The organism is Hymenobacter arcticus (assembly GCF_054779975.1).
Genome location: NZ_BAAGXF010000005.1, coordinates 1 through 11,724, shown reverse-complemented (window position 1 = coordinate 11,724; position 11,724 = coordinate 1). Strand labels below are relative to the sequence as shown.

Below are 11,724 nucleotides of genomic sequence, written 5' to 3'. Positions count from 1 at the left end.
GTCAATGCCGCCGTGGCTCCCCCTCTCCTTTTCGGAGAGGGGGCTGGGGGGTGAGGCGAATCGTTGAACTGCAATTCTCCATTAAAAAACATGCTTCCCTTACCCGCCTTTGAAACCCGCTTTAAACTGCCACAGCTCCTGGTGGGGCTGCTGGCGGCGGTGGTGGTGGGCTGGCTCACTGCCAGTAATGGCCTGGTAGTACCGGAGCTGCTGATAGCGCTGGCCGTGGGCGGGCCCCTGCTGACGGGCATCTTTTTGCAGCCGCGGCTAGGAGTTATCGCCTTGATAGTCTACTGCTTCCTGCTATTTCTGATTTCGCGGGAGCTGGGCGGCACCATCCCCTACGGCATGGCCGTGGATGGGCTGCTGGTGGTGACCTGGGTGGCGGTGGCGTTTCGGCACGACGAGCTCGACTGGCGCTACGTACAAAACGACCTATGTTTGCTGGGTGTGGTATGGTTTGGCATCAACGTGCTCGAAATCGTGAACCCCGGGGCCAGCTTCCAGGGCTGGTACCAGGAAATGCGCAGCACTACCCTCTACTGGGTGCTGCTGGTGCCGCTGGCCATGCTGCTTTTTCATAAGAAGCGCGACCTCAACCTGTTCCTTATCCTCATCATCGGCTTGTCGGTGCTGGGCACGCTCAACGGGCTCAAGCAGCTGTTCATCGGCCTCTCGAACGGCGAGCAGCTGTACCTGAACGACAACGCCAAAACTCACCTCATTTGGGGTAAGCTGCGGGTGTTCTCGTTTTACAGCGACGCGGGGCAGTTTGGGGCGGCGCAGGCGCACATGGCGTTGGTGGCGGGCATTCTGGCCCTGGGGCCCTTCCGGCCCTGGAAGCGGGTGCTGCTGGCCGTAGCGGCGGGGCTGCTCATCGTGGGCATGTTCATTTCAGGCACGCGGGGGGCGCTGTTTGCGCTCATGGCGGGCATTGCGGTGGCATTGCTCATCAGCAAGAATATAAAGGCCTTCGTGCTGGGCTCGATGGTGGCGCTGGCGGGCTTTGGGGTGCTGAAGTACACGCACATCGGCGACAGCAACTACAACATCTACCGGATGCGCACGGCCCTGGACCCCAACGACCCGTCGCTCAACGTGCGCCTGCTTAATCAGAACAAGCTGCGCGACTACCTCAGCAGCCGGCCGTTTGGCGGCGGCGTGGGCACCATCGGCAACGCGGGCATTCACTACAACCCCGGCAAGCTGCTGTCTACCATTCCGCCCGATAGCTACTGGGTGAAGGTATGGGCCATGTACGGCGTGGTGGGGCTCACCATTTGGATGGGCATTATGGCCTACCTGCTGGGCAAGTGCGGCAGCATTGTGTGGCGCATCCGCGACCCGGGCCTGAAGACCAAGCTCATTGCCCTCACGGCCGGCTTTGCGGGCAGTTTTTTCTGTAGCTACGGCAACGAGGTTATCAACTTCATGCCTTCGGCGCTAGTCGTGTACCTGTCGTGGTCCTTCGTGTTTTTGGGGCCTACGCTGGATGAGGAAGCTGGGGGCGCGGGTGCTTTTTAGCCCGCAGAGGCCGCAGAAGATTGCGCAGAAGCCGCAGAAGCAGACGACCACCTGGAGGACAACTCAACCCAACAAAACATGAGCTTACCGCTGGTTTCCGTTATTTCCATCAACTATAACCAGGCGCAGGTGACGTGCGCCATGGTGGCTTCGCTGCGGCGCATCACGTACCCGAACCTGGAAATCATTGTGGTGGACAACGCTTCGCCCACCGACAACCCGGACGTTATCAAGGAGCAGTTTCCAGAAGTTCAGCTCATCAAATCCACTCAAAACCTGGGCTTTGCAGGCGGCAATAATCTGGGTATTGCTCAAGCTAAGGGCGAGTACCTGCTCTTCCTGAACAACGATACCGAGGTGGAGCCCGACTTTCTGGAGCCGCTGGTGCGCCTGTTTCAGGCTAATCCACGGGCTGGCATTGCGTCGCCCAAAATCAAGTATTACGACGGCGAGCACCTCATTCAGTACGCCGGCTCGCGGGGCATCAACCCCTGGAGCGGCCGCAGCATCACCATCGGCCACCTCGAAGCCGACCACGGCCAGCACAACGCCTCGCAAGCCACGGCGCTGGCCGATGGCGCAGCCATGCTGGTGCCGCGCCGCGTGGTAGACATCGCGGGCACGATGCCCGAGCTGTATTTTCTTTATTATGAAGAGCTTGACTGGTGCGAGGCTATCAAGAATGCGGGCTTTACCTGCCACTACGTGGCCGAGTCCACGGTGTACCACAAGGAGTCGGTGTCGGTGGGCAAGTCATCGGTGCTCAAGACCTACTACATGAACCGCAACCGGCTGCTGTTCATCCGGCGCAACAGCCGGGGCTGGGCGCGCCTTACGAGCACGGTGGTGTTTGTGGCCGCCGCCCTGCCCAAGCAGGCGCTGCGCTACGCCCGCCAGCGCGACTGGCTGCACCTGCGTGCCCTGGCCCGCGGCCTGCACTGGAACTTGCAGCACGCCAACGGCTTACGCTAAAACTTACCCTACTCTGCTTCTTTCCTGCGCTATGGAATTGCTCTTTTTTATTGGTGATGGCTTGCTCCACGCATTGGCGGTTTACCTGCTGCTCAACTGCCTGTACCTGCTGTTTTTTGCCGTGGCGGGGCACTTGCCGGCGCGCCGCCGGCCGGCCCCGTCCAGTGCCCCCGCGCCGCGCCGCATCTGCGTGCTCATGCCCGTGTACCAGGAAGATGCCGTGATACTGGAAAGCAGCCGCGCCGCGCTGGCGCATCAGTACGATGGTGTTTTCCAGGTAGTTGTGATTGCCGATGGCTTACAGCCTGCCACCGTGCAGGCCATGCAGCGCCAGGGCATTGGCGTGGCCGAGGTGAGCTTTGCGCGCAGCACCAAGGGCAAGGCGCTGCTGCACGCGCTGTCGGTGCTGCCCGCCGCGGCGTTCGACGTGGCCCTGGTGCTCGATGCCGACAACATCATGGGCCGCAACCTGCTCAACGAGGTGAATGCCGCCTTTGCCGCCGGCTACCAGGTGGTGCAGGCCCACCGCACGGCCAAGAACCAAGGCACCGCCTTCGCCCTGCTCGATACCTGCAACGAGGAGATTAACAACCACATCTACCGCCGGGGGCCGGCGGCGGTGGGGCTGTCGGCGGCGCTCATCGGCTCGGGCATGGCCTTCGACTACGGCTACTTGCAGCGCCTGCTGGCCGGCATCGGCGAAACGGTGGGCGAAGACAAGGAGCTGGACTTCCGCATTGCCCGCGACCAGCAGAAAATCTGCTACTTAGACAAAGCTTATGTCTACGACGAGAAGATTGAGAACGCCCAGGTGTTCACCCAGCAGCGCACCCGCTGGCTGGCCTCGCAGTGGGAGTTTTTAAAGAAATATGCCGGCCAGGGCCTGCCTGCCCTGCTGCGCGGCAACGTGGAGTTTTTCAACAAAGTGGTGCAGGCGTTTCTGGTGCCGCGCACGCTGCTGCTGGGCTTGCTTGGTTTGCTGGTAATCACCTCCACGCTGAGCTGGGCGCTGGGCCTCCCGCTAGGCCCGTCGCCGCTGGTGTGGCTGGGGCTGCTGGCTACGCTGGCCGCCACCCTGCTACTGGCTTTGCCCGCCCGCCTCTACAACCGCCAGGTGCTGGCCGCGGTGATGAGCCTGCCCTACGCCATCTGGTGCATGTGCCTGGCCATGTTGCGGATACGCCGCACGCGCACCTCCTTTTTGGCCACGCCGCATAAGGCAGGTACGGCCTTTCAGCTGGATAACTAACAACGAGTGACCCCACCCCCCGGCCCCCTCCCCTTTGGGAGAGGGGGAGCCTGACGAGTTAACGACTGCGCCGCCGTGGCTCCGCCTCTCCCAAAGGGGAGGGGGCCGGGGGGTGGGGTCACTCGTTGCATGATTTAAACCTAATCATCTAAAATACATGCCTTTTAGCCTCATAGCCTTGCCCGTGCTGGTTTGCCTGATACTAGGCATCCGCAGCGGGCTGCGGGCCCAGCGCCTGCCGCGCCCCTAACGCTATCCTCTCGCTCTGAAAACAACTTCTATGCTCTATTTTCAATACGCTTGCTGGGCGCTGCTGGCGCTGGTTTTCTACACCTACGTGGGCTACGCACTGGTAGTGTGGCTGTGGGCCAAGGTCAAAATGCGGCTGGCCCCGCCGGCTGCGCTGGGCCCCTTTGAGCCGGCCGTGACGCTGGTGGTGCCCGCTTATAACGAGGCCAGTATTCTGGAAGAGAAAATTGCCAACTGCTTGGCCTTAAGCTACCCAGCCGATAAGCTGCGGCTCGTGTTCATCACCGATGGCTCGACCGACAACTCGGGGCAGGTGCTGGCGCGGCACCCGCGCGTGGAGCACCTGCACGTGCCCCAGCGCGGCGGCAAGTCGCTGGCCGAAAACCGGGCCATGACGTTCGTGCAAACGCCCTACGTGGTATTCACCGACTGCAACACGCTGCTCAACCCCGAGGCCGTGCGCGAGCTGGTGAAGCACTACCAGGACCCCACGGTGGGCGCGGTATCAGGCGAGAAAAAAATCCGCCCCCAGGCGTCGGCCCCAGGCGCGGGCGAGGGCATTTACTGGAAATACGAGTCGCTGCTCAAGCGTTGCGACTCGCAGATATACAGCCTCATGGGCGCGGCCGGCGAGCTGGTATCGTTCCGCACCGAGCTGTTTGCCCCGCTCGAAGCCGACACCATTCTCGACGATTTTGTGCAGTCGCTGCGCATTGTGGGCCGCGGCTACCGCGTGGTGTACGAGCCGCTGGCCTACGCCACTGAGGACGCCTCGGCGTCGCTGGCTGAGGAAATGGAGCGCAAAATTCGCATCTGCGCGGGCGGCTGGCAGTCGATGACGCGCCTGCCGCAGCTGCTCAACCCGCTGCGCCAGCCGGTGGTAACGTTCCTCTACGTATCGCACCGGGTGCTGCGCTGGAGCCTCACGCCCGTGGCCCTGCTACTGCTGCTGCCCCTGAGCCTGGGCCTGGCCCTAAGCACCACCGGCCTAACCGCCTTATTCTATAGTGCGCTGGTGCTGGGGCAGTTAGCCCTGTATCTGTCGGCCTGGGTGGGCTGGCAGCAGGCGGCTCGCACGAGCCGCACGGCCAAGCCGCTGGTGGTGCCGTTGTTTTTCTGCCTCATGAACGTGGCCGTGTTCCTAGGATTTGGGCGCTGGTTGCGCAAGGCCCAGCCCGCCGCCTGGGCCAAGGCCAGCCGGGTGCCAATTATCACTTACCAGTCATCAGTTATCAATCCGTCTTAATCAACAAAGTAGTCGCCCTCCGCAGGTACCTCACCCCCCAGCCCCCTCTCCGAAGAGGAGAGGGGAGCCAAACGTTCGCGCAAAGCCGGTGTCCCCTCTCCTTTTCGGAGAGGGGGTCAGGGGGTGAGGCGCCCTCCGCGGGCGACTACCACAAAATGTATCTAGCGCATATCGCTGATTAATAAACTATTGCCGATTAAAAACCCCGTTATGAAAATCGCCCACCTGATAATGGCGCACAAGAACCCCGAGCAGCTCGGGCGGCTACTGGCGGCCTTACAGCACGACGATTTTTATTTTTTCATTCACCTCGATAGTAAATGTGAACTAGCTGATTATGAGCACCTGGCGCAGCGGCCGCGGGTGCAGTTCACGGCCCGGCGCTTTGCGGTACGCTGGGCGTCGTACCACTTCACCAACGCCATTATCGAGTGCACCCGCGATATTCTGGCTGCTAAACAGTCGTTTAGCTTTATCAATTTGCTGAGCGGGCAGGACTACCCCATCAAGCCAGCCGGCGCTATCCACGACTTTTTTGCGCGGCACAGGGGGTATTCGTTTCTGTCGTTTGAGCGCGATGGGTCGTCCTCGTGGTGGCAGCACGCCAAGAGCCGCGTTGAAAAATACCACACCACCTACTTCCATTTTCGGGGGCAGTACATGCTGCAAAAAGTGGTGAACTGGCTGCTGCCGCGGCGGCAGTTTCCGCTGCCCTACGCCCTGTACGGCGGCTCCGACGGCTCGTGGTGGACGCTCGACGTGGCCTGCGCGGCCTACCTGGTGCAGTTTATGGATGCGCACGCCAAGCTGCGCCGGTTCAGCAAGTTCACCTGGGGCTCCGACGAGTTTTTGATTACGACGGTGCTGATGAACTCGCCTTTCAAGCGCAGCATCATCAACGAGAACTACCGCTACATCGACTGGTCGGCGGGCGGGGCCAACCCCCGGCTGCTCACCACCGGCGACTTTCCCAAGCTGGCCCACGCCCACAAGCTGTTTGCCCGCAAGTTTGACGCCGACTACGACCCCGGCATTCTTAACCTACTGGACAACTGGTTATTGCGCCTTCAGCCCCGCGCCGTGGCGGCCGGCTAAGCCCACCCCGCTCCCACCCTTTTTTCGCTTTTGCTCATGACCCCACTTATTCACGGCCGCGACATTGTTGTGGTTGGCCAGCAGCCCTGGGATACCGCCCTGGGCAGCAACTGCAAGGACATTGCCCTCGAATTCAGCCGCCACAACCGGGTGCTGTACGTCAACTCGCCGCTCGACCGCAACACCGTACTGCAACACCGCAGCTCGCCCGCCGTGCAGGCCCGGCTGCGGGTGCAGCGCGGCGAAGCCAGCAGCCTGGAAGCCGTGGCCCCCAACCTGTGGGTGCTGTCGCCGGCCACCGTGCTCGAATCCATCAACTGGCTGCCGGTGGGCGGCCTGCACACCCTGGCCAACAAGCTGAACAACCGGCGCTTTGCGCGGGCCATTCGGGCTGGGCTAGGCCGGCTCAATTTTCAGGATTTCCTGCTGTTCAACGACAACGACATCTTTCGCAGCTTCTACCTCAAAGAGCTGTTGAAGCCCGAGGTAAGCGTTTACTACTCACGCGACTACGTGGTAGCCGGCGGCTACTGGCGCAAGCACGGCCTGCGCCTGGAGCCCGCCCTCATTGCCAAAAGCGACGTGTGCGTGGCCAATTCGAGCTACCTCGCCAGCTACTGCCGCCGCCACAACCCGCAGTCGCACGACGTGGGCCAGGGCTGCGATGCGCCCGCCGCGCCCCCGGCCGGCGCGGGCGCGCCCGCCGGGCTGCGCGGCTTGCCCGGCCCGGTAATCGGCTACGTGGGGGCCATTACCAGCGCCCGCCTCGACCTGGCGGTGCTGCGCCACCTCAGCATGCAGCGCCCCGATTGGAGCATTGTGCTGGTAGGCCCCGAAGATGACGTATTCAAAGCCAGCGACTTACACCAACTGCCCAATATCCACTTTCTCGGAGCCAAGCCGACGGCCAAGCTGGCCGCCTACGTGCAGCACTTCGACGTGTGCCTGAACCCGCAGCTCGTGAACCCGCTCACGGTGGGCAACTACCCGCGCAAAATTGATGAGTACCTGGCCCTGGGCAAGCCCGTGGTGGCCACCCGCACCGAGGCCATGAGCGTGTTTGCCCAGCACACCTACCTGGCCGAAAGCCCGGAAGACTACGTGGACCTCATCGAGCTGGCGCTGGCGCAGGACGGGGCCGGCCGGCAGCAGGCGCGGCGCAGCTTTGCCGCCACCCACACCTGGGAAAACAGCGTGGGCCGCATCTACGCGGCCATTGCGGCGCACTACGCCGGGCGGGCCGCCCCCGCCCGCCCGGTAGCCACCACCCCCCAACTGGTGCCCGCAGTATGAAGGCAATTCTCCAAAACCGGCACGTCCAGTCGCTCACCGGCAACGGGGTGATGGCCGTGTTCAGCGTGCTGACCTACAGTATTTTATTTCGCTTTCTGGCAGAGGCTGACATGGGCAACTGGATATTTTTTCAGTTCTCGTTTTTGCTGCTCGACACCTTTCGCACGGGCTTGCTCCAGACGGCGCTCATCAAGTTCTACGCCGGGGCCGACGCGGCGCGGCAGCGTTGCGTAGCGGGCTCGGCGTGGTTTCTAGGTTTGGCCGTGACGGGCATTTTCGTGGTGCTTAACCTGCTGGCGATACCTCTCATCGGCCGCTTTCAGGATGTGGGCGTGCTGGTGCTGCTGCACTGGTTTGGGCTGGCGCTGGCCATCACGCTACCCTTCAACGTGGCCATCTGGATACTGCAGGCCGAGCAGCGCTTCGACCGCATTCTGTATCTGCGGCTGCTCAACCAGGGCTCGTTTATCGTGCTGGTTTTCATCTTGTATCTTACTAAGGAGCTGAGTTTGACGCGGGTCATTCAGGCGTTTTTGGGTAGCTCGCTGCTGTCGAGCGTGGTGGTGGTGGTTACGGGGTGGTCGCAGCTGCAAGCGTTGCGGCACCGCAGCACCGAGGTAGTGGCCGAGCTGTTTCACTTCGGCAAATACAGCTTTGGCACCTTCTTGTGCTCCAACCTGTTGCGCAGCTCCGACACCTTCATCATCAAGTTTATGCTGGGGCCGGCGGCGCTGGCCGTGTACAGCCTGCCGCAGCGCCTGCTCGAAATCATTGAAATACCGCTGCGCAGCGGCCTCAGCACGGCTATGCCCAGCATGTCGGTGGCCGTGAACCGCAAGCGCGACACCGAGGTGTCGGACCTACTCAAGCGCTACGTGGGCTTTCTGACGCTGCTTTTCATCCCCATCACGGTGGGCGTGCTGGTGTTTGCCGACGTTATCGTGGGGCTCATTGGCGGGGGCAAATACGTGGGCACCGAGGCGGCCAACATCTACCGCATCCTCATTGTGTGCTCGCTGTTGTTTCCGCTGGAGCGGTTCTTGGGCGTGACGCTCGACATCATCAACCGGCCGCAGCTGAATTTGGTGAAGGTGGTGCTGGCGCTGGCCGTGAACGTGGTGGCCGATGTGGCCTGCATTCACTTCACGCGCAGCATCTACGGGGCCGCCTGGGCTTCGGTATTCACCCTGATTGCCAGCACTATCTACGGCTATGTGGTGCTGCGGCGCTACCTGCCCATCAACTTCCGCGGCGTGCCCGAGCTGGCGGCCGAGGAGGTGCGCGGGCAGCTCGACAACGTGCTGCGCCGGCTGCGGCCCGCCAAGTCATAGGGTGATTTCGGTGATTACTATTCTATACCCGCCTATTCATAAACATTTGTCTATCAATAACTTATGGCGCGTTTGTTATTATTGGCCTACGGCCGACAGACCGAGTATTGCCGGGCCGTTTTTGCCGTGCTCAGCGCCTGGGCGTGGCAGCCCCGCCCCACGGTGGCGGCCACAATTTATACCGACCAACCCGGCTTTTTCGAGCCATATTTGGCCGGCCTGCCAGTCGAATACCACTACTTATCAGAGAGTCATTTAACCGAACTCAAAGGGCCGCTGCATTTTGTGCACCGCGTGAAAGCGCAGCTCATTGCCCAGGCGTTTTTGGACTACCCTACTGAGGAGCTGCTGTTTATTGATTCGGACACGTTTTTCCTGGCCGCACCCGATGGCCTGCTGCACCGCTTGGCCCAGGGCATACCCTTTATGCACCGGCACGAGTACCGGCTGGCCGAGGCGGCGGCCATCCACGCGGGCTTTGGGCAGGCCCACTACCCCGAAAAGCTGCTGGCACTACTAGCCAGCCGCACCTTTGCGCTGGGCGGCCAGCTGGTGCAGTTTCACGCCGGCCAGTCGTCGTGGAATTCGGGCGTGCTGGGGCTGCCGCGGGCGCTGGCCCCGTTGCTACCCGACATCTTGGCGCTGGTAGATGAGCTGTACGCCAGCACGGGCTGGTTTCTATGCGAGCAGCTGGCGTTTTCGCTGGCCCTGCAAGCCAGCGGCCCGGTGCAGGCCTGCAACCAGCTGGTGTACCACTACTGGGGCCAGCCGCAGAAAAGGCTGATGGACAAGCGGTTGCTAACGCAGCTTACGCCTGATTTTGCTGCCCTACCGCTGCCCCAACGGCTCAGCCAGGTGCGGCAGCTGGTGCCGCAGTTGCGGCGGCAGCTAGCGCTCGACCAAGCCCGCCAGGGGGCACTTTATGCCTTCCGCCGGGGCCAGGTAGCAACTGGCCTCAAGTGCGCCGCCCGCGCCCTGCTCAGTGCGCCCTTCGATGCCCGGTTTGCCCGCGAGCTACTGCTGGTGCTGCGCCGCCGGGTGCAGCTGCGCAACGCCCGAGCATGGGCGCAGCCGGCAGCGTAGCCATTCGCTAGAAGGTCCTGCTTCACGCAAAAAGAGCGTACACCCTCTCCCACTTCAGTCATTGTACAGCCTTCGATTCAAAATGACCCCAAAGCGGAATGTGTACTATCTAAACTGCAGAACAATGCCCAATTCAATGAGTTACTGAAAAATTTTCGAAATACTACCAAGTATAACGTATCGTTCAGTATGGGCTCCAATCTTGGTGCCACTGGTAAGTGCACGTGGGACTATGGTACGGCAACCGCCAATATTACAATTGATAAAGATAGTTTTGACCTTCAGCATGCCATTTGGGGTGCTACCACGCTTTTTCATGAAACATATCATGCCCAGCTACAGCAATATGCAATTGCCACGTTTGGCACAACAGTAATTGGAAACTGGCCGAAGCCAATAAATGACATGACACTCCAGGAATTGGTAGGCTATGTTGATGCAACGGCCGGCGCGAACGCCCAGTGGAAAAACGCCACACATAACTACATGGCTTATAATAATAGCATAATGGCAGAGGGCCTGCGGTCTTTTGTTCAGGCTAACTATCCACAGACGTATGCTCAGATTGGCAGCGATATCACTAAATACAGCTACTTATCGTTGATGGGCTTAGATGGCACTGCGCGGTTTCGTGACGAAATCACTAACCAAGGCAAATATAACGACTTCATTCAAGCTATTGATGACTTCGTCACAGGCGAGTTACCTAACTGCCTCTAGTAGTTGCTTCCATAGAGAGTTAATTGTTTCACATTTGCTTATCTCCTATGTTTACGAGTTCATTAAGAATACTCTTTATACTAAGCTTTTTGTTCGCTGTAGAATGCTCACATGCCTACAATCTAGGCAAAGAAGAGATTATATTCATCAGAGAATACCGGGAATATGGCTGGAAAGAGTACGGCGCAGACTCTATAAAATTTCCCCACCCCATCCAAACTTTAATAGGTTTTTACCTAGTCGAATACCGACTTGATGCTACTCGTCTCACTATCACTAAGATGCCGACAACACCTGCAGTCGTTCCTTCCATTCTATTTACCACTATATTGAACCGTGCACAGCAGCAAGCAATGCAGCAAGCGATGCACACCACCATCCCAGACCTCATCCAGCAGCAATGTGATGCCGTCATGGTAGACGATGGTTTTCACCTCAATGTCACACTCACTAAGGCTGGTGCAAATAGGAGCTTTCTATGGAATGTAAATTATGTGTATGAATTATTAGAATTCTTGGATATAATTAATAAAATCTCTCCGGAAAAGTACAAGTTTTATCGAGCGCAAGACAAGAAGATATTCAGGCAGCGCTTAGAGGCTCAGAATAAATAATATTTGGGGTTCTCATTACAACAGAGCGAGAAATTACGGTAGGGGTTTTGCTATTTCACCAAGCAATCCTGAAGTGATTCATTGATTCATGAGACGCCAACAAAAGGCATGTATCCGAGTAGCCGAGGCCACTTTTGCTCGACTATTACTCGTCTCCTAAAACGAACGTATTGGGTTGTGGTGCGCCTCGGGGAAAATCGCGTCCACTACCCGCAGCCAGCAAACGGCAACCCCAGTTCCGATTCTTTACCAAAGCCCGAAAGTGACGCTAAGAGGGTGTTAGGAATTGGGGCTAACCCAAAAGAAAACGAGCCAGTAAGCAGCGAGCGGAGTTCCTAGGCTCCGGCT

General features: G+C 59.7%; 10 protein-coding genes. All 10 read left to right on the top strand.

What is annotated here, in order from left to right:
* The first annotated feature begins 90 nt into the window (after nucleotides 1-90).
* The 10 genes from ACYVGC_RS10455 (at nucleotide 91) to ACYVGC_RS10410 (ending at nucleotide 11,376) form a co-directional block, all read left to right on the top strand.
* Nucleotides 91-1,524, top strand: coding sequence for an O-antigen ligase family protein (locus ACYVGC_RS10455; protein WP_460583774.1), 1,434 nt, complete (start codon nucleotides 91-93; stop codon nucleotides 1,522-1,524).
* 78 nt (nucleotides 1,525-1,602) lie between these two features.
* Entirely contained in the window at nucleotides 1,603-2,496 is an 894-nt protein-coding gene (locus ACYVGC_RS10450; RefSeq protein ID WP_460583773.1) for a glycosyltransferase family 2 protein, read from the top strand.
* Nucleotides 2,497-2,527: 31 nt separating this feature from the next.
* Nucleotides 2,528-3,745, top strand: a complete 1,218-nt coding sequence (locus ACYVGC_RS10445; protein WP_460583772.1) for a glycosyltransferase family 2 protein — start codon at nucleotides 2,528-2,530, stop codon at nucleotides 3,743-3,745.
* Between the two features lie 280 nt (nucleotides 3,746-4,025).
* Nucleotides 4,026-5,240, top strand: a complete 1,215-nt coding sequence (locus tag ACYVGC_RS10440; RefSeq protein ID WP_460583771.1) for a glycosyltransferase family 2 protein — start codon at nucleotides 4,026-4,028, stop codon at nucleotides 5,238-5,240.
* Nucleotides 5,241-5,450: 210 nt separating this feature from the next.
* Nucleotides 5,451-6,335: a beta-1,6-N-acetylglucosaminyltransferase gene (locus tag ACYVGC_RS10435; protein WP_460583770.1), complete on the top strand. Its 885-nt coding sequence runs from the start codon at nucleotides 5,451-5,453 to the stop codon at nucleotides 6,333-6,335.
* Between the two features lie 36 nt (nucleotides 6,336-6,371).
* Entirely contained in the window at nucleotides 6,372-7,628 is a 1,257-nt protein-coding gene (locus tag ACYVGC_RS10430) for a glycosyltransferase (protein ID WP_460583769.1), read from the top strand.
* A complete protein-coding gene (locus ACYVGC_RS10425; protein ID WP_460583768.1) occupies nucleotides 7,625-8,959 on the top strand; it encodes a lipopolysaccharide biosynthesis protein in 1,335 nt (444 codons plus the stop codon). Before ACYVGC_RS10430 ends, ACYVGC_RS10425 begins: the two co-directional genes overlap by 4 nt.
* A gap of 63 nt (nucleotides 8,960-9,022) precedes the next feature.
* Nucleotides 9,023-10,042, top strand: a complete 1,020-nt coding sequence (locus tag ACYVGC_RS10420; protein WP_460583767.1) for a hypothetical protein — start codon at nucleotides 9,023-9,025, stop codon at nucleotides 10,040-10,042.
* A gap of 189 nt (nucleotides 10,043-10,231) precedes the next feature.
* A complete protein-coding gene (locus ACYVGC_RS10415) occupies nucleotides 10,232-10,762 on the top strand; it encodes a hypothetical protein (protein ID WP_460583766.1) in 531 nt (176 codons plus the stop codon).
* 89 nt (nucleotides 10,763-10,851) lie between these two features.
* Entirely contained in the window at nucleotides 10,852-11,376 is a 525-nt protein-coding gene (locus ACYVGC_RS10410; protein ID WP_460583765.1) for a hypothetical protein, read from the top strand.
* Nucleotides 11,377-11,724: the final 348 nt, after the last annotated feature.

Bases quoted from the DNA above. Each gene is read 5' to 3' on its own strand.
- ACYVGC_RS10415 (WP_460583766.1), top strand. From the start codon at position 10,232: ATGGGCTCCAATCTTGGTGCCACTGGTAAGTGCACGTGGGACTATGGT.
- ACYVGC_RS10425 (WP_460583768.1), top strand. From the start codon at position 7,625: ATGAAGGCAATTCTCCAAAACCGGCACGTCCAGTCGCTCACCGGCAAC.
- ACYVGC_RS10445 (WP_460583772.1), top strand. From the start codon at position 2,528: ATGGAATTGCTCTTTTTTATTGGTGATGGCTTGCTCCACGCATTGGCG.
- ACYVGC_RS10440 (WP_460583771.1), top strand. From the start codon at position 4,026: ATGCTCTATTTTCAATACGCTTGCTGGGCGCTGCTGGCGCTGGTTTTC.
- ACYVGC_RS10430 (WP_460583769.1), top strand. From the start codon at position 6,372: ATGACCCCACTTATTCACGGCCGCGACATTGTTGTGGTTGGCCAGCAG.
- ACYVGC_RS10450 (WP_460583773.1), top strand. From the start codon at position 1,603: ATGAGCTTACCGCTGGTTTCCGTTATTTCCATCAACTATAACCAGGCG.
- ACYVGC_RS10435 (WP_460583770.1), top strand. From the start codon at position 5,451: ATGAAAATCGCCCACCTGATAATGGCGCACAAGAACCCCGAGCAGCTC.
- ACYVGC_RS10455 (WP_460583774.1), top strand. From the start codon at position 91: ATGCTTCCCTTACCCGCCTTTGAAACCCGCTTTAAACTGCCACAGCTC.
- ACYVGC_RS10420 (WP_460583767.1), top strand. From the start codon at position 9,023: ATGGCGCGTTTGTTATTATTGGCCTACGGCCGACAGACCGAGTATTGC.